Origin of the sequence: Streptococcus caecimuris (assembly GCF_943193075.1) — a bacterium.
GTDB classification, from domain to species: domain Bacteria; phylum Bacillota; class Bacilli; order Lactobacillales; family Streptococcaceae; genus Streptococcus; species Streptococcus caecimuris.
The window spans coordinates 14,557-38,888 of record NZ_CALPCT010000012.1 but is presented as its reverse complement, the minus strand read 5'-3'; the positions used below and the strand labels follow the sequence as shown (position 1 = coordinate 38,888).

The 24,332-nt window shown below is 42.1% G+C and carries 16 protein-coding genes and 1 pseudogene; 16 read left to right on the top strand and 1 reads right to left on the bottom strand.

Annotation, left to right across the window (positions count from 1 at the left end; all coding sequences use genetic code 11):
- Positions 1-58: 58 nt before the first annotated feature.
- The 11 genes and pseudogenes from infB to NFR56_RS06035 form a co-directional block, all read left to right on the top strand.
- Positions 59-2,551: pseudogene (gene infB, locus NFR56_RS06085) on the top strand (translation initiation factor IF-2); the annotation flags it as partial.
- A gap of 73 nt (positions 2,552-2,624) precedes the next feature.
- Positions 2,625-2,975 (top strand): 30S ribosome-binding factor RbfA, encoded by a 351-nt coding sequence (gene rbfA, locus NFR56_RS06080; protein ID WP_003003976.1) that lies wholly within the window; start codon positions 2,625-2,627, stop codon positions 2,973-2,975.
- 449 nt (positions 2,976-3,424) lie between these two features.
- The gene (locus NFR56_RS06075) at positions 3,425-5,056 is read left to right on the top strand and encodes a Na/Pi cotransporter family protein (RefSeq protein ID WP_031575242.1); all 1,632 of its coding nucleotides are present in this window, start codon (positions 3,425-3,427) and stop codon (positions 5,054-5,056) included.
- A gap of 154 nt (positions 5,057-5,210) precedes the next feature.
- Positions 5,211-6,368 (top strand): N-acetylglucosamine-6-phosphate deacetylase, encoded by a 1,158-nt coding sequence (nagA, locus tag NFR56_RS06070; RefSeq protein WP_037608475.1) that lies wholly within the window; start codon positions 5,211-5,213, stop codon positions 6,366-6,368.
- Positions 6,369-6,499: 131 nt separating this feature from the next.
- Positions 6,500-6,718 carry a hypothetical protein gene (locus NFR56_RS06065; RefSeq protein WP_003018530.1) on the top strand — a complete coding sequence of 73 codons (219 nt, stop codon included), beginning with the start codon at positions 6,500-6,502 and terminating at the stop codon, positions 6,716-6,718.
- Positions 6,715-7,557 (top strand): aldo/keto reductase, encoded by an 843-nt coding sequence (locus NFR56_RS06060; protein WP_134974502.1) that lies wholly within the window; start codon positions 6,715-6,717, stop codon positions 7,555-7,557. Before NFR56_RS06065 ends, NFR56_RS06060 begins: the two co-directional genes overlap by 4 nt.
- Before the next feature lie 269 nt (positions 7,558-7,826).
- The gene (locus NFR56_RS06055; RefSeq protein WP_251458165.1) at positions 7,827-12,245 is read left to right on the top strand and encodes a S8 family serine peptidase; all 4,419 of its coding nucleotides are present in this window, start codon (positions 7,827-7,829) and stop codon (positions 12,243-12,245) included.
- Between the two features lie 511 nt (positions 12,246-12,756).
- On the top strand, positions 12,757-13,674 hold the full coding sequence (gene glyQ / locus NFR56_RS06050) for a glycine--tRNA ligase subunit alpha (RefSeq protein ID WP_002886077.1): 918 nt from the start codon (positions 12,757-12,759) through the stop codon (positions 13,672-13,674).
- A 208-nt stretch (positions 13,675-13,882) separates the two neighbouring features.
- Positions 13,883-15,919, top strand: coding sequence for a glycine--tRNA ligase subunit beta (gene glyS / locus NFR56_RS06045; RefSeq protein WP_251458162.1), 2,037 nt, complete (start codon positions 13,883-13,885; stop codon positions 15,917-15,919).
- A gap of 33 nt (positions 15,920-15,952) precedes the next feature.
- Positions 15,953-16,210: a DUF896 family protein gene (locus tag NFR56_RS06040; RefSeq protein WP_031575259.1), complete on the top strand. Its 258-nt coding sequence runs from the start codon at positions 15,953-15,955 to the stop codon at positions 16,208-16,210.
- A gap of 162 nt (positions 16,211-16,372) precedes the next feature.
- Entirely contained in the window at positions 16,373-17,755 is a 1,383-nt protein-coding gene (locus NFR56_RS06035; RefSeq protein ID WP_251458160.1) for an amino acid permease, read from the top strand.
- 100 nt (positions 17,756-17,855) lie between these two features.
- Here NFR56_RS06035 and NFR56_RS06030 read toward each other — a convergent pair whose 3' ends face one another.
- The gene (locus NFR56_RS06030; RefSeq protein WP_251458157.1) at positions 17,856-18,035 is read right to left on the bottom strand and encodes a hypothetical protein; all 180 of its coding nucleotides are present in this window, start codon (positions 18,033-18,035) and stop codon (positions 17,856-17,858) included.
- A gap of 150 nt (positions 18,036-18,185) precedes the next feature.
- On the opposite strand from NFR56_RS06030, the gene rsmH reads away from it, so the two are divergent.
- From rsmH to NFR56_RS06005, 5 genes are all read left to right on the top strand, one after another.
- On the top strand, positions 18,186-19,136 hold the full coding sequence (gene rsmH, locus NFR56_RS06025; RefSeq protein ID WP_024054758.1) for a 16S rRNA (cytosine(1402)-N(4))-methyltransferase RsmH: 951 nt from the start codon (positions 18,186-18,188) through the stop codon (positions 19,134-19,136).
- Between the two features lie 11 nt (positions 19,137-19,147).
- Complete coding sequence (ftsL, locus tag NFR56_RS06020) at positions 19,148-19,483, top strand: cell division protein FtsL (RefSeq protein ID WP_021154536.1); 336 nt, start codon at positions 19,148-19,150, stop codon at positions 19,481-19,483.
- A complete protein-coding gene (gene pbp2x, locus NFR56_RS06015) occupies positions 19,476-21,758 on the top strand; it encodes a penicillin-binding protein PBP2X (protein ID WP_251458154.1) in 2,283 nt (760 codons plus the stop codon). The genes ftsL and pbp2x overlap by 8 nt, the downstream gene beginning before the upstream one ends.
- 1 nt (position 21,759) lies before the next feature.
- Entirely contained in the window at positions 21,760-22,752 is a 993-nt protein-coding gene (mraY, locus tag NFR56_RS06010; RefSeq protein WP_251458151.1) for a phospho-N-acetylmuramoyl-pentapeptide-transferase, read from the top strand.
- Positions 22,753-22,886: 134 nt separating this feature from the next.
- Positions 22,887-24,230, top strand: a complete 1,344-nt coding sequence (locus tag NFR56_RS06005) for a DEAD/DEAH box helicase (RefSeq protein ID WP_195424427.1) — start codon at positions 22,887-22,889, stop codon at positions 24,228-24,230.
- Positions 24,231-24,332: the final 102 nt, after the last annotated feature.

The following is a 24,332-nucleotide window of genomic DNA, read 5'->3' as shown; positions in this document are numbered from 1 at the left end:
AACAGTCGAAAAGAAAGTAGCAGAAGTGGCTGCCAAGACAACGGCTGTCGCAGAGAAAAAAGAAGCAGCGCCCGTCAAAAAAGAAGGAGCAACTGAGACTAAATCAGTAATGCCAGCTGCTAAACCAAAGAGTCGTAACTTTAAAGCGGAACGAGAAGCGCGTGCAAAAGAGCAGTCTGAACGTAGGAAACAACAAGACAATCGTCCAAAACGCGATCGCAAGGACAATCAGCGTCATGGTGACAACCGAAATCAACGACCACAAGAGAGAAATGAACAACGAAATCAAGGTTCTGATCGTCGCAATAACCGACCAGATCAAAGACGTAGTGCACAACCCCAAGTGGCACCAAAAGTTGATTTCAAAGCGCGTGCAGCAGCACTGAAAGCTGAACAAAATGCTGAGTACGCACGTGGAAGTGAAGATCGCTACAAACAACAAACTGCAAAAGCAGAACAAGAACGTCAACAGCGCCGGAAACGGGTGGAAGCACCAGAAGTGAAAGCACCTGTACAGGAGCCAGCTGTTGAGAACCATACAAAACCAGCTGTTGCTGCTGCTCCAGCTCAAGTCGATACACGTCGGAAGAAACAAGCGCGACCAGATAAGAAACGCGATGATTTTGATCGTGAAGAAGATGGTCCAAGAAAACAACAAAGGAATCGAAATAGTCAAAATCAAGTGAGAAATCAGAGAAATAGTAACTGGAATAACAATAAGAAAAATAAAAAAGGAAAGAACAACCGTAATGATGCTCCAAAACCAGTAACAGAGCGTAAATTCCATGAATTACCAAGTGAATTTGAGTATACGGATGGAATGACGGTTGCAGAAATCGCAAAACGCATCAAGCGTGAACCGGCTGAAATCGTCAAGAAACTCTTTATGATGGGAGTCATGGCGACTCAAAACCAATCGCTGGATGGAGATACGATTGAACTCTTGATGGTGGATTATGGAATTGAAGCCAAGAAAAAGGTTGAAGTGGACAATGCCGATATCGAACGCTTCTTCGTTGAAGATGGTTATTTGAATCCAGATGAGTTGGTAGAGCGTCCACCAGTTGTCACCATCATGGGACACGTTGACCACGGTAAAACTACCCTTTTGGATACCCTTCGTAATTCACGTGTAGCAACAGGTGAAGCGGGAGGAATCACTCAGCACATCGGGGCTTATCAAATCGTGGAAAATGGCAAGAAGATTACCTTCTTGGATACACCTGGACACGCGGCCTTTACTTCTATGCGGGCGCGTGGTGCATCTGTTACGGATATTACCATCTTGGTTGTAGCAGCAGATGACGGGGTGATGCCACAGACCATCGAAGCCATCAACCACTCAAAAGCTGCCAATGTTCCAATCATTGTGGCTATTAACAAGATCGATAAACCAGGCGCTAATCCAGAGCGTGTCATTGGTGAATTGGCAGAGCATGGAGTTATGTCAACTGCGTGGGGTGGCGATTCTGAGTTTGTAGAAATCTCAGCTAAGTTCAACCAAAATATCGATGAACTCTTGGAAACGGTCCTTCTTGTGGCTGAAATCCAAGAACTCAAAGCAGATCCAACTGTTCGTGCCATCGGTACTGTTATCGAAGCGCGCTTGGATAAAGGAAAAGGTGCGGTGGCAACTCTCCTTGTTCAACAAGGTACCTTGAATGTTCAAGACCCAATCGTTGTCGGAAATACCTTTGGACGTGTCCGTGCCATGACCAATGACCTTGGACGTCGTGTGAAGGTGGCAGGACCATCTACTCCGGTTTCTATCACTGGTTTGAACGAAGCGCCAATGGCAGGTGACCACTTCGCGGTTTATGAAGATGAAAAATCAGCGCGTGCAGCGGGTGAAGAACGTGCCAAACGTGCTCTGATGAAACAACGTCAAGCAACCAACCGCGTCAGCCTTGAAAATCTCTTTGATACCTTGAAGGCTGGGGAAGTGAAATCTGTTAATGTCATCATTAAAGCCGATGTACAAGGTTCGGTTGAAGCCCTTGCTGCTTCCCTTCAAAAGATTGAAGTAGAAGGTGTGAAAGTGACCATCGTTCACTCAGCAGTTGGTGCGATCAACGAATCAGACGTGACCCTTGCAGAAGCTTCAAATGCCTTCATCATCGGATTTAACGTCCGTCCTACTCCACAAGCACGTCAACAAGCTGAAGCTGACGAGGTGGAAATCCGTCTTCACTCAATTATCTACAAAGTGATTGAAGAAATGGAAGATGCCATGAAGGGTATGTTGGATCCTGAGTTCGAAGAGAAAGTCATCGGGGAAGCAGTTATTCGTGAAACCTTTAAGGTCTCTAAAGTGGGTACCATCGGTGGATTTATGGTCCTCAGTGGTAAGGTTACACGTGATTCCAAAGTACGTGTCATTCGTGACGGTGTCGTGATCTACGACGGAGCTCTTGCAAGCTTGAAACACTTCAAAGATGATGTCAAAGAGATCACAAATGGTCGTGAAGGTGGATTGATGATTGAAGGCTACAATGATATCAAGACAGATGATACTATCGAAGCCTATATCATGGAAGAAATTAAAAAATAAGCAAGCTGACTAGGAAAAAAGAGGGGGGCCTCTGATTTCCTAGTTTTTAAACACAGAGCAGAAAGGAGTTCCTATGGCAAGTCATTTTCGGACAGACCGAGTAGGGATGGAAATCAAGCGTGAAGTCAACGAGATTTTACAAAAGAAAGTCCGTGACCCGCGTGTTCAAGGTGTCACCATTACGGATGTTCAAATGCTAGGTGATTTGTCTATGGCCAAAGTGTATTATTCAATTATGAGTGATTTGGCTTCAGACAATCAAAAGGCTCAGACAGGCCTTGAAAAAGCAACAGGAACCATCAAGCGTGAATTAGGTCGGAATCTGAAATTGTACAAGATTCCAGATCTTACTTTTGTGAAAGACGAATCCATCGAATACGGGAATAAGATCGATGAGATGTTGCGCAATTTGAACAAAGACTAGAGAGGTTGGAAATTTTCCACGCCCAGATTGAAAGACAAAGTCTTCTTAGAAACTTTCCTTAGGTGAGTACGGACGTCAGCGAACTTCTTCGAAGTTCCATGACTAATTATTGAGCCTAAGGTCTCAATAATTCCGAGTACCTGAAACTATTAAGTTTCAGGTACTTTTCTCACGACGAAAAGTTTCAGTAGATGATTGAATCACTCTAACGAGTAACATTTCTTTTTATAGAATTTATTAGATTTATAAAAAAGAATAGTTTGTCTACAGTCTCGGGTTGGAAATTTCCAACCTCTTTTTTTGGCTCTTAAAACGAGGAAAATAAAACAGAAGGAAAAAACGGTTTCAAAAAATAATAGAAATTTACAGAAATCTCTTGTGTGATTGGAAATTATCCTTTACAATAGGAGAGGAGTTTTATTTCTGATCTCAAATTTGGAGGAATGAACATGTCGATTAACTGGCAGGAAATTGTATTTAACTTTTTGGGAGGCCTGGGGCTCTTTCTCTATAGTATTAAAACCATGGGAGAAGGCTTGCAACAGGCTGCAGGAGATCGACTTCGATACTATATTGATAAATATACGAGTAATCCCTTTCTAGGGGTTCTAGTAGGGATTGGGATGACTGCCTTGATTCAGTCGAGTTCAGGGGTTACAGTGATTACGGTCGGTCTGGTGAGTGCAGGACTTCTAACCCTCCGTCAAGCTATTGGTATTGTTATGGGGGCCAATATTGGAACGACTATTACCTCCTTTATCATTGGTTTTAAATTAGGAGACTACGCTCTTCCCATGCTCTTTATCGGAGCGGTTTGTCTCTTCTTTACCAAAAATCGTTTGGTTAATAATGTTGGACGAATCGTTTTTGGTGTCGGTGGTATCTTCTTTGCCCTCAACTTGATGAGTGGGGCTATGGAACCTCTTAAAGATTTGCAAGTCTTTCGTGACTATATGGTGCAGTTAAGTAAAAGTCCTATCTTGGGTGTCTTTGTTGGATCAGGCTTAACACTTTTGATTCAGGCCTCTTCTGCAACCATTGGTATCTTGCAAAATCTCTATGCTAGTCATTTGATTGACCTGAAAGGAGCCCTCCCAGTTCTCTTTGGTGATAATATCGGAACGACCATTACAGCTATCATTGCTTCCTTGGGAGCTAATATTGCGGCCAAACGTGTGGCAGGTGCCCATGTAGCCTTTAATGTTATCGGAACCATTATCTGTCTTGTCTTCCTTGTTCCGTTTACCTCTTTGATTCAATGGTTTGAAACGACTCTTCATTTATCCCCAGAAATGACCATAGCCTTTGCTCACGGAACCTTTAATATAACCAATACCATCATCCAGTTCCCATTCATTGGAGCTTTGGCATACTTTGTGACCAAGCTGATTCCTGGTGAGGATGAGGTTGTCAAATATGAACCGCTCTACTTGGATGAAAACTTGATCACCCAAGCGCCTTCGATTGCTCTTGGAAATGCGAAAAAAGAGTTGCTTCATTTAGGTGGATATGCAGACAAAGCTTTTAATCTTTCTTATGATTATATTGTTCATCAAAATGAGAAAACAGCTGAAAAGGGTCATAAGACAGAAGAAGCCATCAATACCATCGATGATGATTTGACTCGCTACCTGATTCGTTTGTCAAGTGAAGCCTTGAGTCCGAGAGAAAGTGAAGTTCTCACCAATATCTTGGATTCTTCACGGGATTTGGAGCGGATTGGAGATCACGCGGAAGCCTTGATCAATCTGACCGATTATTTAATTCGTAAGAAAGTGGTCTTTTCAGAAGCGGCCTTGGCTGAATTGGAAGATATTTACAACCAAACCCATCAATTTGTAGAGGATGCCTTAAAAGCTGTTGAGAACAATGATGTGAGTCTTGCAAACCAATTGGTAGCACGTCACGAGGCAATTGAAAAGTTGGAGAAAAGACTTCGGAAAACCCATATTCGTCGTTTGAACCAAGGTGAATGTACACCTCAAGCCGGAGTGAACTTTATTGATATTATTTCTCACTATACACGAGTTGCAGACCATGCCATGAATCTCGCTGAAAAAGTACAAATCGATCAAATTTAAGGAACGTCAAACAGAGTAAGTAGGAAGCTTACTCTGTTTTTTTGTTGGATTCTATTCAAAAATAGGTCTAGACCATTTACAAATAGAAGTGAAAGCGTTATAATATGTATGAATATAAATGGAACACAGTTCCTACAATGGAAAGGACGATTTTATGTCTACATATATTAAAGCAGATCAATTTTATTACCCACATGGGGTTCGCCGCGGAGGCTATTTGGAGCTTGTTGATGGCAAGTTTGGAAAACATGTGGAAAGCTTACCAGAAGGTGCGGATGTGCTGGATTATTCTGGTTACAGCATTGCGCCTGGCCTCGTAGATACCCATATTCACGGATTTGGTGGGGTAGATGTGATGGATAATAATATCGAAGGCACTCTCCATACCATGAGTGAAGGGCTCTTGAGTACAGGGGTTACGAGCTTTTTGCCTACGACCCTTACTTCCTCTTACGAACAACTTTTGGCAGTAACTGAAAATATCGGTGCACGATACAAAGAAGCAACAGGAGCTAAGATTCGCGGGATTTATTTTGAAGGACCTTATTTTACAGAAAAATACAAGGGAGCTCAAAACCCATCTTATATGAAGGATCCAAGTATGGAAGAATTCCGGGCTTGGCAAAAAGCTGCCAATGGTCTGTTGAATAAGATTGCCCTTGCTCCTGAGCGTGAAGGTGTAGAAGACTTTGTTCGGACCATTACAGGAGAAGGGGTGACTGTTGCTTTGGGACACTCCAATGCAACTTTTGAAGAAGCTAAAAAAGCGGTAGATGCAGGTGCGAGTGTCTGGGTGCATGCCTACAATGGTATGCGTGGTTTGACGCACCGTGAACTCGGTATGGTTGGTGCTATGTATGAGTTGCCTCATACAACAGCAGAGTTGATCTGTGATGGCCATCACGTGGATCCGCTAGCGTGTGATATCCTGATGAAACAAAAAGGAAAAGAAAATGTTGCCTTGATTACGGACTGTATGACAGCTGGGGGCTTAGAAGACGGGGACTACATGCTTGGGGAATTCCCGGTTGTGGTCGCTGAAGGGACGGCTCGCTTGAAATCAACTGGTAATCTAGCTGGCTCAATCTTGAAATTGAAAGATGGATTAAAAAATGTTGTAGAGTGGGGGATTGCTAACCCTCACGAAGCAGTGATGATGGCCAGCCTCAATCCGGCAAAATCAGTCCATATTGATGATGTTTGTGGTCAAATTCGCGAAGGGTATGATGCGGACTTCATCGTTCTTGATCAAAATTTGGATCTGGTTGCGACCTATCTCGATGGGGTCAAACGTTACCAGGCTACGAACTAGATTCAAGAATTAAAGATAGAATACTTCCTCTCTAGGTCATACCTAGAGAGGTTTTTGTTTACCAATGGTAGTGCAATTTTGTGAATGCTGTCTTTTCATGCTATAATGGGAATTGAAATGTGAGGTAGTTTATGAAGGCAATTGATATACGTTTTTTATTGATGGGAATTTTTTTCTTGCTCTATGGGATTGTAAGAAAAAATATCTTTATTGTGATTGTTGGTGGGGCATTTTTACTCTATAGTTTTTATAGCAAGAAGATGGAGCCAACCAAGAAAAATATTTTTAAGCCAGAGCTCAAGCTTCGAGGGCCTAAGAAACCGAAATCGAAGAAAGGAAAGAAAAAATGAATCATTATCGTTTAAATAATGGGGTGGAGATTCCTGTATTGGGATTTGGGACGTGGAAAGCAGCGGATGGAGAAGAAGCCTATCAAGCTGTCTTAGCTGCTTTAAAAGCAGGTTATCGCCATATCGATACAGCTGCGATTTATCAGAATGAAGAGAGTGTGGGTCGGGCCATTAAAGACAGTGGTCTTGCGCGCGAAGACCTGTTTATTACCACCAAACTTTGGAATACTCATCACACCTATGAAGACGCTCAAGCTGCTTTGGAAGAGTCTCTTGAGAAACTAGGCTTGGACTATGTGGATCTTTATTTGATTCATTGGCCAAATCCAAAATCACTTCGAAAAAATGATGCTTGGAAACAACGAAATGCTGAGGTTTGGCGAGCAATGGAAGATATGCTAGCTGCTGGCAAGGTTCGGGCTATTGGTATTAGCAATTTTCTGCCTCATCATTTGGAAGCCCTCCTTGGAACAGCTCGGGTCATTCCGGCTGTGAACCAAATTCGTCTAGCACCTGGGGTTTACCAAAGTGAAGCCATTGCAGCAAGTCGCAAGCATGGCATTTTACTAGAGGCTTGGGGACCTTTTGGCCAAGGAGAATTGTTCCAAAATGAACAAGTAAAAGAAATGGCTACTAAATATGGAAAGACCGTCGCTCAACTAGCCTTGGCTTGGAGTTTGCAAGAAGGTTTCCTTCCATTGCCCAAATCGGTTACACCTGAGCGGATTGCGAGTAATTTAAATTGCTTTGATTTTGAATTGACAGCAGATGATGTGGAACTCCTTCGCCATCTTCCGGTTGAAGCAGGTGCACCAGATCCGGACACCAAAGATTTTTAAAAGGGAATTTCTATTCATTAATAAAAACCGAGGACAGTTTCGTTCTCGGTTTTTAAAATCCTTTCAATGATTAAATAATTTTAAAACTCCAACAAAAACAGATGTTCTATAATACTTTCCCATTCTAATTTACAATTTTCCGAACGAAAATAAATTAATAGCTAGTAATATTCGTAAATGTTACATTTGTGTTACAATTTGTTTTTTGAATGAATTTTCAGACAATTTTGCGTTATAATAGTTACTATTAAAATAAAAGGGGAGTTTCTATGAATAGACAAGAACGTTTTTCATTAAGAAAATACAAATTTGGTGTAGCCTCAGTTTTATTAGGGGCTGTTTTGGTATTTGGATCTGCACAAGCGAGTGCAGAAGAACAAGCGGCCAGCCAAACGAGTGCTGGAACACAGCTTGTAGCCACTACTCAACAGGCACCTGCTGAAGAAGAGCATTCACAAGCAACAGAAGCAAGTACAGCAGTTGCTAGTGAGAAAGTTGAAGTTACAAAAGACGCAGCTGTTGCAGCAAAGACAGTTGATGCAAAAGAAGCTACTGTTGTTGAAAAACCAGAAGCTCCGAAAGAGGCATCTACTGTTCCAGAAACAAAACCGGAAGTAGCGGAAAAACCTGTAGAAAAAGCAACAGCAGTGGCTACTGCGACAAGTTCAGAAACAACGAATCGCCATGAGGCAGCTGAAAAACCTCAAAGCATCGAAAGTGACGAAATTATTACTGTTCCCCAAACATGGAAGCAAGGTTATAAAGGGGAAGGGATGGTTGTTGCCGTTATCGACTCTGGCTTGGATGTGAACCACGAGGTTCTTCGGATTACCGATCCTTCAAAAGCTAAGTTTAAAAACCAAGAAGAAATCGAAGCTGCTAAGAAAGCAGCAGGAATTGATTACGGTAAATGGTACAACGACAAAGTTGTCTATGCCTATGACTATTTTGATGGTACAGATAATATCAAAGAGGCTGAAAGAGATTCTCACGGGATGCACGTTACAGGGATTGCGACGGGGAATCCTGATAAAGTAGCAGGCAACGGAGAAAAGATCTATGGTGTAGCACCAGAAGCGCAAGTTATGTTTATGCGTGTCTTCTCAGATCGCCAAAAAACAACGGGATCTGCTCTTTATGTAAAAGCAATTGATGATGCTGTAGCTCTTGGTGCAGATACTATCAACATGAGTCTTGGTTCTACGACTGGTTCTACGGTCAATGCGGATTCAGATATTGTGGATGCCATTAAACGGGCGCGCGCTAAAGGCGTATCTGTCTTAATTTCTGCAGGAAATAGCAATAGCTTTGGAAATGGTTACTCAAGACCTTCTGCTGAAAATCCAGATTATGGTTTGGTCGGAAACCCATCAACGGTAGAGGACTCCATCTCTGTTGCTTCTATCAATAATAATGTTATTACGACAGAAGTATTTGAGGTGAAAGGTCTAGAAGGCAATGCGGAAGCGGATAACGGTAAGTTTGATTACAGTAAATCTGCTGCAGATGCTGATTTTGAAAAAAGCAAAGAGTACGAATATGTGTCAGTTGGTCTTGGAAAAGAAGATGATTTCAAAGATCTGGATCTTACCGGTAAATTAGCCTTAATCCAACGCGGGGAAATTCCATTCTCAGAAAAGATTGCGAATGCCTTCCATCATGGTGCAGCAGGAGCTTTGGTCTACAATAATGTGGAAGGATCGAACCTTGGAATGGCAATTGAAGGAGATGCGAAAAAGATCCCATCTGTCTTTATTTCAAAACGTTATGGGGAAGCTCTTAAGGCAGGTTCCTACAAAATTGTCTTTAACAATACTATGGCCAACCGTCCATCTCCAGAGGCAGATCAATTATCTGATTTCTCAAGTTGGGGAGTAACAACAGATGGTCAGTTGAAACCAGATGTCACAGCACCTGGTGGAAATATCTTTTCTTCTTTGAATGATAATACCTACGGAGATATGAGTGGTACAAGTATGGCCTCTCCTCATGTAGCAGGTGTGGCAGCTTTGGTCAAAGAATACCTTGTGAAGAACCACCCAGAATTGACTCCAGAACAAGTTTCTGAAACTGTCAAAGCCTTGATTATGTCTACGGCTAAACCACATGTTAATAAAGAAACCGGTGTTTATACTTCTCCACGTCAACAAGGATCAGGGGTTGTAGACACAGCTGCAGCCGTTTCAACAGACTTGTATGTGACTGGTGAAAACAACTATCCAAGCGTTACTCTTGGAAATGTTGGAGATAGCTTTACCTTTGATGTGACGGTTCACAATATTTCAGATACCGATCGTACCTTGAAAATGTTGGTGAATACTGACACAGATGAAGTGAAGGATGGTAAATTTACCCTCCGTCCACGTAAATTGACTGAAACAGCTTGGCCTGAAGTAACCGTGAAAGCACATAGCTCTGAAACGGTTACGGTGAAAGTTGATACAAGTAAATTCACAGAAGAGTTGAGCAAAGAAATGCCGAACGGCTATTTCCTTGAAGGATTTGTTCGCTTTGTAGATCCGGCAGATGATGGGGATGTGGTCAGCTTGCCGTTTATGGGATTCAAGGGAGAATTCCAAAACCTTCCAGCTGTTGAAAAACCAATCTATGATTTGGTTCGCGAAGGAAAAGATGGCTTCTACTATCATGTTCCAAAAGATTTGAATATCTCCTCTAGTGCCAATGTTTCTGCGCTTGTTACCCTGCAAAATGACCTTCTCCTCACACAAGGAAAACGAGATGGTCGTCGGATTACAGTTCTTGGTATTGAAGAAAATGCGGAAGGTACACATTCTCTTCAATTAGATGAGAATGGGAATGTTCGCATTGCCATTTCGCCAAATGAAGATGGAAATAAAGACCTCGTTGAATACAAGACAGTCGCCCTTAGAAACATTGAAAACCTTCGTGCAACTGTTTATGCAGCAAGTGATACGGAACATAAAAATCCATTGTGGGAAGGAACTCCATCTGACCATCGTAAGAACTTCTTCAACGGTGACCAAAAGAACCCACGCAGTTACACACTAGATAACACTGCTTGGAACGGTACCGATGCAAATGGGAAAGCAGTAGCAGATGGTGTATATGATTATGTCATTCGTTACACACCAATGGTTCCTGGAGCTGAGGAGCAATCAACAACCTTCAAGGTTCAAGTCGATACTCAAAAACCAGTGATCACATCTGGATATATCCGTTTCAAAGATGGGGCTCAACAGTTTGTAGCACGTAAAGCCAAAGATGTTGGCGAAGGTGGTATCTTAACTGAAAAACTCGTCTACGTGACTCCATTCGATGATCAGGGGACAATGGTCCAAACCAGTGAAGATAAGAATGGTACACGTGCGCTTGAAAATTACCATGTGATCAAGGCCAATGCAGATGGTAGCTTCGATCTTCCTGAAAACATCGATAAGAAGAATATCTACTACTATGTAGAAGACTTTGCGGGGAACGTAGACTATGTTTCACTAGCAGATTTAGTTCGGGATCAAAATAGTGGTCGGGTTCAAATTGCAGTTCGTGACGCTAAAACGAACAAAGATTTGGATACTATGTATGTTTACCGAATCAAAGATAGCAATGGCCAATACGTATCAGTTGATAAGACAAAAGATATTAACTTCTTGAACTTTGGTCATTATACTGCAGAAATCTTTACGTATGATCGTACAGAAGTGAAATTTGTCAGCAGCTTGACGCAAGAATTTGATTTGACAGAGGATAATAGTTTCCAAACGATCGCTTTTCTTGCCAATACTTTAGAATATGCACCAGTTAGCATCAGCTTTGATCAACCGGTTTCAAAAGCAGCTACGATCGTATTAAAAGGGGCAGATGGTGAAAACTTTGTCTTGCCTGCTGAAAAATATGGTAAAAATGGCTTTGGTAAATCTATAGCAACTGGTCAATATACCTTGGTTGCAACTCTTCCTACAGGCTATGAACTAGCTGAGGAAGCACCAGTGATCTCAGTTGTCGCAGGGCGTAACAACAATTATCGTATTGGAGTAATCTCAAAAGTGAATCTCTTGGCTGCTTTGAACAACCAAGCAGATGTTACAAAGACAGCGCAATACTTCAATGCCAGTGCGGATAAGAAGGAAGCCTATGATCAAGCTTTGCAAGCTGCCCAAGCAGCCTTGACCAACAAGGTTAGTCAAGAGCAAGTCAACCAAGCTCTAGCTAGTCTTGAAGCTGCTAGCCAAGCTTTGGATGGGAAAGTTTCAAACGTTGCGGCCTTAAAAGAAGCGATGCAGGCTTACGATGCTACGACTAAAACTGGTCGTTATGCCAATGCCAAAGAAAAAGTACGTCGCGACTACGATCGTGCTTTCCAAACAGTAGCCTTGCTTGCAGTTGATCCAACTGTGAAACAAGAACAAATCAATCAAGCACTTGCTGAGCTTAGCCGTGCGGAAGGAAAATTAAACGGGAAAGCAACTGATTTTTCAAGCCTTGAAAAATACATCAAGGAAGAATTGAAGTTCCAAGAAAAGAATGCTAAATTCATCTATGCTGGAAATGAAGAAAAAGAAGCTTACCTAGCAGCCTTCAAGGATGCACAAACTATCCTTTCAAATCCAGGAGCAAGCCAACAAGATGTGAAAGATGCTTTGACAGCCTTGAAGAATGCCAAGAAAAAACTTCATGGTAAAAAACCAAAAGCTGCGAGACGTCCATAAGAAAAACAACCTTGTTTGTTAGCCTAAAATCCGTATGAAACGATTGTTTCATGCGGATTTTAATTTACAAGTCACTAAAAATCTGCTATAATACTAGTCAAGAAAGAAGGGCTTACGGCGTTTTTCTAGCGAGCTTGGGATAGTGAGAGCCAAGTAGATCAAAGTAAGCAAGTGGCGCTTTCTCTCAGTAAAAAGCTGAGTAAAGTAAAATAAAATGAAGTAATAAATTAGGGTGGAACCGCGTTTCTGACGCCCCTAGGTCATAGACTTAGGAGCAGAGACACGGTTCTTTTTGTATCCTAAGTCGCAAGAAACTTTATGAATAAGGAGTAAAACATGTCTAAAAAATTGACTTTCCACTGCGTCAGTGGCAGAGAACTCCTTACAGTCGGACTGCCACACGCTCAGCACTAGGGTGCCTGAGCTAGACGCAGTACTAACTCGTCTTGCTTCGTGTAATCGACGAGGCAGACTCGTGTCGCAAGAAATCATTTAAATCAAGGAGTATTTAATGTCTAAGAAATTAACCTTTCAAGAAATTATTTTGACTTTGCAACAATACTGGAATGACCAGGGTTGTATGCTGATGCAGGCTTATGATAATGAAAAAGGTGCGGGAACCATGAGTCCTTACACCTTCCTTCGTGCCATTGGTCCTGAGCCATGGAATGCGGCTTATGTAGAGCCATCACGTCGTCCAGCGGACGGTCGTTACGGAGAAAACCCAAACCGTCTTTACCAACACCACCAATTCCAAGTGGTCATGAAACCATCACCATCAAACATCCAAGAGCTCTACCTTGAATCATTGGAAAAATTGGGGATCAATCCTTTGGAACACGATATCCGTTTCGTTGAAGATAACTGGGAAAACCCATCAACTGGTTCAGCTGGTCTAGGTTGGGAAGTTTGGTTGGACGGTATGGAAATCACTCAGTTCACCTACTTCCAACAAGTTGGTGGATTGGCAACTGGTCCGGTAACTTCTGAGGTCACTTACGGATTGGAACGTTTGGCTTCTTACATCCAAGAAGTCGATTCTGTTTACGATATTGAGTGGGCTCCAGGCGTTAAATACGGAGAAATCTTCCTTCAACCAGAATATGAACACTCAAAATACAGCTTTGAAGTTTCTGACCAAGATATGCTTCTTGAAAACTTCGAAAAATTTGAAAAAGAAGCAGGACGTGCTTTGGAATTGGGCCTTGTTCACCCCGCCTATGACTACGTTTTGAAATGTTCACATACCTTTAACTTGCTAGATGCACGTGGTGCTGTTTCTGTTACAGAACGCGCTGGCTACATTGCCCGCATCCGTAACTTGGCCCGTGTTGTAGCCAAAACCTTCGTCGCAGAACGTAAAAAACTTGGTTACCCACTTCTCGACGAAGCCACACGCGCAAAACTCCTAGCAGAAGAGGAAGAATAAAGAGAGCGTATTAGATGGGATTGACTGATAGAGCAATCCTACAGAACCAGTTGCCGCAGTGATAAAGGTATCGTTAGAGAAACTAACGATACCAGGCAAAATTGGAGACTTTAGGCTCCAATTTTAGCAATGAAACGACGAAGTCGGTTGCTTGCGTGCCAATCACATAAGGCAAACTGGAAAAAAAGATATTTTTCGGAGAAAAAACATGACAAAAAACTTATTAGTAGAACTAGGACTTGAAGAGTTGCCAGCCTACGTTGTCACACCAAGTGAAAAACAACTGGGTGAGAAAATGGCAGCCTTCTTGGATGACAACCGTCTTTCATACGAAAGCATTCAAACCTTCTCAACGCCCCGCCGTTTGGCTGTCCGTGTGATTGGTTTGGCGGATCAACAAACAGATTTGACCGAAGATTTTAAAGGACCTTCTAAGAAAATCGCCTTGGATGCAGATGGGAACTTCTCAAAAGCGGCCCAAGGATTCGTCCGTGGAAAAGGCTTGACCGTTGATGATATCGAATTTCGTGAAGTCAAAGGGGAAGAGTACGTTTATGTCACGAAACACGAAGCTGGTAAACCTGCCAAAGAAGTCTTGGCTGGCGTTCCAGAAGTGCTTGCTTCATTGACCTTCCCTGTTAGCATGCACTGGGCTAACAACACATTTGAATACATTCGCCCAGTTCACACCTTGACAGTTCTTTTGGGTGACGAAGCACTTGACCTTGATTTCTTGGATATCCATTCAGGTCGTGTGAGCCGTGGACACCGTTTCCTTGGACATGAAGTAGAAATTACCAATGCGGATTCTTATGAAGAAGACCTTCGTACCGTTTACGTGATTGCTGATAGCAAAGAACGTGAAACCATGATTCGTGAGCAAATCAAGGTTATCGAGGCTGCAGAAGGAGTAAAAGTCCAAATCGAAGAAGGACTTCTAAATGAAGTCTTGAACTTGGTGGAATACCCAACGGCCTTTATGGGAAGCTTCGACACCAAATATTTGGACGTTCCAGAAGAAGTCTTGGTGACCTCAATGGAAACGCACCAACGTTACTTTGTGGTACGTGACCTAGATGGTCAGCTGAAACCAAACTTCATCTCCGTCCGTAATGGGAACGCTGAACACTTGGAAAATGTTGTTCGAGGAAATGAAAAAGTATTGGTGGCACGTCTTGAAGATGGTGAATTCTTCTGGCGTGAAGACCAAAAACTTAAGATTGAAGACCTCGTTGCTAAATTGGCACACGTGACCTTCCATGAAAAAATTGGTTCTCTTTCAGAACACATGGCGCGTGCTGGTGTCATTGCAGCGTCACTAGCTGAGCAAGCTGGTTTGACTGCAGAAGAAACGGCAGCCGTCGCTCGTGCAGCTGAAATCTACAAATTTGACCTCTTGACGGGTATGGTCGGAGAGTTCGATGAATTGCAAGGAATCATGGGTGAAAAATACGCCCTCCTCGCTGGTGAAGATGCTGCGGTTGCGACAGCTATCCGTGAGCACTACCTTCCTGATTCAGCAGATGGTGCCCTTCCAGAGACTAAGGTTGGTGCCATTCTTGCCCTTGCAGATAAATTGGATACCCTCCTTTCCTTCTTCTCAGTTGGCTTGATTCCATCAGGTTCCAATGACCCTTATGCGCTTCGTCGTGCGACTCAAGGAATTGTGCGTATCTTGGATGCCTTTGGTTGGCATATCCCTATGGATGAGTTGATTGACAGCCTTTACGGACTTTCATTTGATAGCCTTTCCTATGACAATCAAGCAGAAGTGCTCAACTTCATCAAGGCGCGCGTGGACAAGATGATGGGACGCACACCAAAAGATATCAAAGACGCTGTTCTTGCTGGTTCAAACTTTGTCGTGGCTGATATGCTGGAAGCAGCTGACGCCCTTTCAGAAGCTGCTAAGACTGATGGTTACAAGGCGGCTGTTGAGTCCCTCTCTCGTGCCTTCAACTTGGCAGAAAAAGCAGAGGCTTCAGTAGCAGTCGATGCCAGTCTCTTTGAAAATGATCAAGAAAAAGCTCTTGCTAAAGCAATTGAAGAGCTTGAATTGACTGGTGCAGCTAGCGACAAATTGGCTCAACTCTTTGCTCTTAGCCCAGTTATTGATGCTTTCTTTGACAATACTATGGTAATGGCAGAAGATGAGGCGGTTAAAAACAACCGTTTGGCCCTTCTTGCAGGCCTTGTAGCGAAAGCTAATAATGTTGCAGCCTTCAACCAATTGAACACAAAATAAGTACCTGATGACAGGTAGAAAGTAGGTTTTATTATGACACCTGAAAAAATCGCTCGTATCAATGAGCTTGCTAAAAAGAAAAAAACAGAAGGTTTGACTCCAGAAGAAGAAGTGGAGCAAGCAAAACTTCGTGAAGAATACATTGAGGGCTATCGTCGTTCAGTTCGTCACCACATTGAAGGTATTAAAATTGTGGATGAAGAAGGAAATGATGTAACCCCTGAGAAACTACGCCAAGTGCAACGGGAAAAAGGTTTGCATGGCCGTAGTCTCGATGACCCTAATTCATAATCAAAAGAGTGCTGGAAAAGACTCCAGCACTTTTTTAATCTATAAAATTCAGAATATTCTGGACTAGATTGACCAATTTTTAAAAACATGGTATAGTAGATTGTGTGAAAATTTTAAGTATACTTTTCTGAAAATGTACAGAAAAAGAATTGGAGTAATCATATGTCAAAAAAACATCATCCTGGTGAAGAAACCGAAAATGGGATGGTTCGTGGTCTGCAAAATCGGCATGTTCAGCTGATCGCTATTGCAGGAACCATCGGGACAGGACTCTTTCTTGGAGCCGGTCGTTCCCTTTCTTTGACAGGTCCTTCTATTATTTTAGTCTATATGCTGACTGGCGCTTTCATGTACCTGATGATGCGGGCAATCGGAGAAATGCTCTATATGGACCCTGATCAACACACCTTTATCAACTTTATCACCAAGTATCTAGGAAAAGGTTGGGGTTATTTTTCAGGATGGTCCTATTGGGTCTCCTTGGTATTTTTGGGAATGGCAGAGATCACCGCTGTTTCCAACTATGTCCAGCTTTGGTTTCCAAATTGGCCAGCCTGGCAGATTCAAATTATCTTTTTAGCGCTCTTAAGTTGTGTAAACTTGATCGCTGTGAAGGTTTTTGGAGAGGTTGAATTCTGGTTTGGAATGATCAAGATTGTCACTATTTTAGCCTTGATCGCAACAGGAATCTTTATGGTGACGACGAATTTTGAAACACCAGCTGGACACGCTAGCTTAAGTAACATTACCAATGGTTTTCAAATGTTTCCAAATGGTTGGGTCAAGTTCGTCATGGCCTTCCAAATGGTCTTCTTTGCTTACCAAGCAATCGAATTTGTAGGAATTACTACTTCTGAAACAGCTAATCCCCGACAAGTATTGCCAAAAGCTATTAAAGAAATTCCAATCCGGATTGTAATCTTTTATGTAGGAGCTTTGTTGGCGATTATGGCTATTTTCCCTTGGCAACAGCTTCCTGTCAATAAGTCACCGTTTGTAACGGTCTTTCAGATGGTAGGAATCAAGTGGGCAGCTGGATTGATTAATTTTGTTGTACTGACAGCTGCTGCATCTTCCTTGAATTCCACCCTCTATTCAACAGGGCGTCACTTGTACCAGATTGCAAAAGAAACACCAAACAGCAAAGTGATGAATCGTTTGAAACTGAATAGCTTATCTCGTATGGGGATTCCAAGTCGCGCGATTATTTTTTCTGCGATTGTGGTTGCTGTTTCTGCCTTTATCAATATCTTGCCAGGTGTCTCAGATGCCTTTGCCTTGATTACGGCATCTTCTTCTGGTGTCTACATTGCTATTTACATTTTGACGATGCTTGCCCATCTTAAGTACCGTAAATCGAAAGAATTTATGCCAGATGGTTTTGTCATGCCAGCCTATAAAGTGTTGAATCCATTGACCATTGTTTTCTTCCTCTTCGTATTCGTTTGTCTCTTCTTGCAAGAATCAACATACATTGGAGCGATTGGAGCAACCATCTGGATCATTCTTTTTGGGATTTACAGCAATTGGAAACATAATAAATAAACTGCAAAACTCACCAAACGGTGAGTTTTGTTGTTATCTTATAAATGATTCCTTTTCAAGAATTTCTTGGGGGATTAGAAAAAAACAGGGACGGAGGAAATTAGTTTTCTTCCATCTCTGTTTTTTGTCCTTGAATGGCTTTTTTGAGCCACCAAAGTGAGCCGGCTAGGATCAGGGCAGCAAGCCAAAAAATCCAAGCCTCAATAGTGGTTAGAAAAAAGTAGAGAGCGATAGCATCGACCAATAAAAGTGGGATGAGAATCTGTTTTCTTATTTTCATAAGAATATTGTATCATAAATCCTAGAGGAAACAAATAAAATCAAGCCTTTCTAGGTATTTTGTAGGATCCGAAAAGGTCCGATAGGATTAGTTAGTGAATTTTCTTTCAGGAGTGCATCTTGGTCCCATTTGTGGTAAAATAGTAAAGATATGAGTAAAGAATTTCATCATGTAACGGTTTTGCTTCATGAAACGATCGATATGCTGGATGTTAAGCCAGATGGGATCTATGTAGACGCCACATTGGGTGGGGCAGGCCACAGCGAATATTTGTTAACAAAATTAAATGAATCGGGCCATCTTTATGCCTTTGACCAAGATCAGCATGCGATTGAGAATGCTAAGATTCGATTGGCACCTTTCATTGAGAAAGGCATGGTGACCTTCATTAAGGATAACTTTCGTCATTTGAAGGAACGTCTAAACGAATTGGGTGTGACTGAAATTGATGGAATCTGTTATGACCTAGGTGTCTCTAGTCCTCAGTTAGATGAACGGGAACGCGGATTTTCTTACAAGAAAGATGCGCCTCTGGACATGCGGATGAATCAAGAAGCTTCCTTAACGGCTTATGAGGTCGTAAATAGCTACGATTACCATGATCTAGTCCGTATTTTTTTCAAATATGGAGAGGACAAATTTTCCAAGCAAATTGCGCGGAAAATTGAGCAAGCACGAGCAATTAAACCGATTGAAACGACGACTGAATTAGCAGAGATTATTAAATCTGCTAAACCAGCTAAGGAGCTCAAGAAAAAGGGCCATCCTGCTAAACAGATTTTCCAAGCCATTCGTATCGAAGTCAATGATGAACTGGGAGCTGCAGATGAATCGATTCAGCAAGCCATGGATTTGTTGGCCCTCGATGGTCGTATTTCTGTGATTACCTTTCATTCGTTAGAGGATCGATTGACCAAACAATTGTTTAAAGAAGCTTCGACGGTTGAGGTTCCAAAGGGACTTCCCTTTATTCCAGATGATTTGAAACCAAAGATGGAGTTGGTCAACCGGAAACCTATTTTGCCAAGTGATGAAGAGCTTGAGGATAATAATCGATCCCATTCAGCAAAACTACGGGTTGCTCGAAAAATACACAAGTAAGAGGAATTGATATGGCAGCAAGAAATGAGAGAACAAGAACACAGGTACTACAAGACCGCTTTCGCCGTTTCTCTAGAGTAGAAAAGGCTTTTTATGGGTCGATTGTCCTAACAGCTGTTATTTTAGCCATTAGTATCGTCTTTATGCAGACACGGATTTTACAAGTTCAAAGTGAATTGACTGATTTGAATACGGAACTAGAAGCCAAAAAGACGGAATTGGCAGATGTTCGTCAAGAGGTCAATGAATTAACACGTTATGACCGCTTATCACAGTTGGCTAGCTCCCAAGGAATGAAGCTGCAAAAAGAAAATCGAAAAACAGTGAGTGCAAGTAGTGATGAATAAATTCAAAAAATTTTTGATCGGGTATTCGATAAAGAAACGTCGCTTGCCGGATCAGAATCGAAAACAAGTTGGGAAAAATCTCAGTGTACTGGCGATTTTCCTCTTTTTTCTCTTTCTGATTAATTTTGCAATGATCATTGGGACTGACAAAAAATTTGGTGTGACCTTATCGGATCAAGCCAAAAAAGTCCATGAGCAGACGGTCATTGTTCCTGCAAAACGTGGAACGATCTATGATCGAAATGGAGCAGTAATTGCTGAAGATGCGACGACCTATAACGTTTATGCCATTATTGATAAAAAGTACAAATCAGCAACTGGGAAAGTCCTCTATGTAGAAGAGAGCCAATTTAAAAAAGTAGCAGAAATCTTTAAGCAGTACTTAGGGATGGATGAGGATTACGTCATTCAACAGTTGTCGCAAAAGAAATTGAAACAGGTTTCTTTTGGCTCGAACGGAAACGGCATAACTTATAGTAATATGACAGCCATCCGTGAGGCCATGGAAGCGGCGAAGATTGAAGGTGTTGCCTTTACAACCAGTCCAAATCGAAGCTATAAAAATGGAGTTTTTGCTTCTCAATTTATAGGTCAGGCCTCTCTTCAAGAAGATAAAGAGGGGAATAAAACCCTGAAGGGACAATCAGGGATGGAGAAATCCCTCGATCGTATTCTCGCTGGTCAAAATGGGGTTATCACCTATGATAAAGACCGAAACGGCAATATCGTTCCTGGTTCAGATAAGGTTTCTGTCAAAACAGAAGATGGAAAAGATGTCTATACGACCATTTCAGCAGAATTACAAACCTACCTTGAGACGCGAATGGATGTTTTCCAAGAAAAAGTAAAAGGAAAGTATGTTAGTGCGACTCTTGTGAGTGCAAAAACTGGAGAAATCCTGGCGACAACGCAACGTCCATCCTATAATGCGGATACCAAACAAGGGTTGGATCTGAAAAACTTGAAAACCTGGAATACCATCCTTTATCAAGATCAATATGAACCTGGTTCAACCATGAAGGTCATGTTATTAGCTTCGGCGATTGATCATGGGACCTTCCCAGCCTATAATGAGGCATACTACAATAACGAACTACAGGTAAAAGATGCGACCATTCGTGACTGGGATGTCAATATGGGACTGTCTGAAGGTCGCTATATGAATATCGCACAGGGCTTTGCTTACTCAAGTAACGTGGGGATGACCCGTTTAGAGCAAAAAATGGGAAATGCTGTCTGGATGGACTACCTAACCCGCTTTAAATTCGGTCTTCCGACCCGTTTTGGAATGGGAAATGAAGCTTACGGGAGTCTTCCAGGGGATAACTATGTCAGTCAGGCACAATCTGCCTTTGGTCAAGGGATTTCCGTCAGTCAAACCCAAATGTTACGGGCCTTTAGTGCCATCGCTAATGATGGACAAATGTTGGAGCCGAAGTTTATTAGTGCTATTTACGATAAAAAATCAGACACAGCCCGCAAATCAAAAAAAGAAGTTGTTGGAAAACCAGTTTCAGGATCAGCTGCGCAACAGACACGGAACTATATGATCACCGTCGGAACAGATCCAGAGTATGGAACCTTGTACAGTGATGGACCCATCATTCAGGTACCCGGTCAAAACGTTGCGGTGAAATCAGGGACTGCCCAAATTGCGACAGATCAAGGATACTTGCAAGGAGAAAATGATTATATCAACTCGGTTGTAGCTATGACACCTGCAGAAGATCCTGAATTCATCATGTATGTAACGGTCCAACAACCAGAAGTGAAATTCTCAGCGACCAGCTGGGAAGAGCTGGTCAATCCTATTTTGGAAGATGCAGTTGCTTTAAAAGACGAATTGCATTTGACATTAGAGGCACCAACGTTGGATGATGTGACCAAAGAAACGACCTACAAAATCCCTTCAGTAGAAACTCTCTCTAAGGAGTTGAATCTGAAACAAAATCTGAGCCCAGGTGCTTATTCAGAGGAATTGCGTCGCAATTTGGTGCAACCAATTGTCCTAGGAACTGGGAAAAATATCCGCAAGATGTCTGTGGATGTAGGCTCTAAAGTCAAAGCCAATCAGCAAGTATTGTTATTGACAGAAGACTTTGATGCGGTTCCGGATATGTATGGTTGGACAAAGAAAAATGCGGACATCTTTGGAGAATGGACTGGAATTGAGATTACCTATAAAGGTAGTGGAAAGAAAGTAACCAAACAAAGTGTCAAAATGAACTCCTCACTCAATAAAACTAAAAAGATTACGTTAACATTAGGAGACTAAGATGTATATTGCTACGATCCTTGTATCGTTTCTATTAACAGTGGCTGCTATTCCAGCCTTTATTCGATTTTACCATCGTGCTCATATTTCCGGGCAACAAATGCATGAAGATGTGAAACAACACAAAGCGAAAGCTGGCACTCCGACAATGGGTGGAGTTGTATTTCTCATTACAGCCGTTCTAGTTAGTTTTGTCGTTACCGTATTGACTGGAAATTTCACGCGCCCTGTTCAACTTATTCTATTTATCTTGATTCTATATGGAATTGTTGGATTTTTAGATGACTTTTTAAAAGTTTTTCGTAAGATTAATGAAGGTCTTAACCCAAAACAAAAATTGGCCCTTCAACTTGTTGGTGGAATCATCTTCTATATTTTTTCTGAACGCCACGGTGCAGGAAGCCTTTTGAATGTCTTTGGTTACGATCTATACTTGGGCCATTTCTACATTCTCTTTGCTTTATTTTGGTTGGTTGGATTTTCAAACGCGGTCAATTTGACAGATGGGATTGATGGATTAGCCAGCATCTCCGTTGCTATTAGCCTAAGCGCCTATTCCTTTATTGCCTATATGCAAGGAAAATGGGATATTCTCTTTGTCGCCTTGAGTATGATTGGGGCCTTGCTCGGATTTTTTGTCTTCAACCACAAGCCAGCTAAAATCTTTATGGGCGATGTCGGTAGTCTAGCTCTTGGAGGGATGCTTGCAGCCTTGTCAATGGCTTTGCATGTCGAGTGGACGCTGCTCTTGATTGGTCTGGTCTATGTCATTGAAACAGGTTCAGTGATGCTACAAGTGACCTATTTCAAATGGACCAAGAAACGTTACGGGGAAGGACGTCGGATTTTCCGAATGACTCCTTTCCACCATCATTTAGAACTGGGCGGCCTTTCTGGCAATGGCCAAAACTGGTCAGAATGGAAAGTGGATGCCTTTATGTGGAGCATTGCCTTGGTGACAAGTGTCGTGACTCTAGTTCTTCTCTACCTATAAAACGACGGTGGGCTTGCCCATCGTTTTTTTGCTGACTCAGAGAGACATCGCTGGTTAGGAAAAATGACTCATAAGAGAGGCAAGAAGACAGCTTTTCTGATATAATAATAGAGATCATGAAAGGAACTGAGAAAATGAAATTTACAGAGTTTAATTTTAAGCCCTATATTCAAGAGGCGCTGAAAGAAATCAATTTTAGAGAAGCAACCGAAGTACAGGAAAAACTAATTCCGATTGTCTTAGCTGGAAATGATTTGGTAGGAGAGTCAAAGACAGGTTCTGGGAAGACCCATACTTTCCTCTTGCCGATTTTTCAAACGTTAAATGAAGACAGCCAACAAGTTGAAGCGGTCATCACGGCTCCTAGTCGGGAGTTGGCGACGCAAATTTACCAAGCTGCTCGTCAAATCGCTAGTCATTCTGACAAAGAGATTCGGATTGTGAATTATGTTGGAGGAACGGATAAAAGCCGTCAGATTGAAAAATTGCAGGTCAAACAACCTCATATCGTGATTGGAACACCAGGCCGGATCTATGATCTGGTTGCATCTGGTGATCTGGCAATTCATAAGGCCCATACTTTTGTGGTAGACGAGGCAGATATGACACTGGACATGGGATTCTTGTCTACCGTGGATAAGATTGCTTCAAGACTTCCGCAACAACTGCAATTTTTAGTTTTTTCAGCCACCATTCCGCAAAAATTACAGCCATTCTTAAAAAAATATCTCTCAAACCCAGTTATGGAGCAAATAAAGACCAAGACGGTGATTTCAGATACCATCGATAATTGGCTGGTTTCGACCAAGGGTCGGGATAAAAATGAGCAAATTTACCAATTGACCAAGACCTTGCAACCTTATTTGGCTATGATTTTCGTTAATACCAAAACGAGAGCAGATGATCTCCATGCCTATTTAGTGGCTCAAGGATTAAAAGTGGCGAAGATTCACGGAGATATCCCACCACGTGAACGAAAACGGATCATGAACCAGGTGAAAAATCTTGATTTTGAGTATATTGTGGCCACAGATTTGGCGGCTCGTGGAATTGATATCGAAGGGGTGAGTCATGTCATCAACGATGCTATTCCACAAGATCTTTCCTTCTTCGTTCACCGTGTAGGCCGGACAGGACGCAATGGTCTACCGGGTGTCGCTATTACTCTTTATCAACCGAGTGATGATTCAGATATCCGTGAACTAGAAAAAATGGGAATTCGTTTCGTACCGAAAGTGTTGAAAAATGGGGTTATTGAAGATACTTATGATCGGGACAGACGGGCGAATCGTGAGAAAAAGCAAGAGAAACTCGACATCGAAATGATTGGTCTGGTGAAGAAGAAAAAGAAAAAAATCAAACCAGGCTACAAGAAAAAAATCAAATGGGCAGTTGATGAAAAGCGGAGAAAAGCTAAGCGAGCTGAAAACCGTGCGCGTGGTCGGGCGGAACGAAAGGCCAAACGTCAAACTTTCTAACCCCTTCTTTCAAATGTTCAGAAGAAAACATAGATTTTCTTTATGAACTCCATAAAGAAAAACTATTAGGAACTTGTCTAAAATTATGATAGACTAAATTTG

What these genes read in the sequence shown, in the direction of transcription:
- rbfA (WP_003003976.1), top strand. Translation starts at nt 2,625, where the DNA reads ATGGCAAGTCATTTTCGGACAGACCGAGTAGGGATGGAAATCAAGCGT.
- NFR56_RS06075 (WP_031575242.1), top strand. Translation starts at nt 3,425, where the DNA reads ATGTCGATTAACTGGCAGGAAATTGTATTTAACTTTTTGGGAGGCCTG.
- nagA (WP_037608475.1), top strand. Translation starts at nt 5,211, where the DNA reads ATGTCTACATATATTAAAGCAGATCAATTTTATTACCCACATGGGGTT.
- NFR56_RS06065 (WP_003018530.1), top strand. Translation starts at nt 6,500, where the DNA reads ATGAAGGCAATTGATATACGTTTTTTATTGATGGGAATTTTTTTCTTG.
- NFR56_RS06060 (WP_134974502.1), top strand. Translation starts at nt 6,715, where the DNA reads ATGAATCATTATCGTTTAAATAATGGGGTGGAGATTCCTGTATTGGGA.
- NFR56_RS06055 (WP_251458165.1), top strand. Translation starts at nt 7,827, where the DNA reads ATGAATAGACAAGAACGTTTTTCATTAAGAAAATACAAATTTGGTGTA.
- glyQ (WP_002886077.1), top strand. Translation starts at nt 12,757, where the DNA reads ATGTCTAAGAAATTAACCTTTCAAGAAATTATTTTGACTTTGCAACAA.
- glyS (WP_251458162.1), top strand. Translation starts at nt 13,883, where the DNA reads ATGACAAAAAACTTATTAGTAGAACTAGGACTTGAAGAGTTGCCAGCC.
- NFR56_RS06040 (WP_031575259.1), top strand. Translation starts at nt 15,953, where the DNA reads ATGACACCTGAAAAAATCGCTCGTATCAATGAGCTTGCTAAAAAGAAA.
- NFR56_RS06035 (WP_251458160.1), top strand. Translation starts at nt 16,373, where the DNA reads ATGTCAAAAAAACATCATCCTGGTGAAGAAACCGAAAATGGGATGGTT.
- NFR56_RS06030 (WP_251458157.1), bottom strand. Translation starts at nt 18,035, where the DNA reads ATGAAAATAAGAAAACAGATTCTCATCCCACTTTTATTGGTCGATGCT.
- rsmH (WP_024054758.1), top strand. Translation starts at nt 18,186, where the DNA reads ATGAGTAAAGAATTTCATCATGTAACGGTTTTGCTTCATGAAACGATC.
- ftsL (WP_021154536.1), top strand. Translation starts at nt 19,148, where the DNA reads ATGGCAGCAAGAAATGAGAGAACAAGAACACAGGTACTACAAGACCGC.
- pbp2x (WP_251458154.1), top strand. Translation starts at nt 19,476, where the DNA reads ATGAATAAATTCAAAAAATTTTTGATCGGGTATTCGATAAAGAAACGT.
- mraY (WP_251458151.1), top strand. Translation starts at nt 21,760, where the DNA reads ATGTATATTGCTACGATCCTTGTATCGTTTCTATTAACAGTGGCTGCT.
- NFR56_RS06005 (WP_195424427.1), top strand. Translation starts at nt 22,887, where the DNA reads ATGAAATTTACAGAGTTTAATTTTAAGCCCTATATTCAAGAGGCGCTG.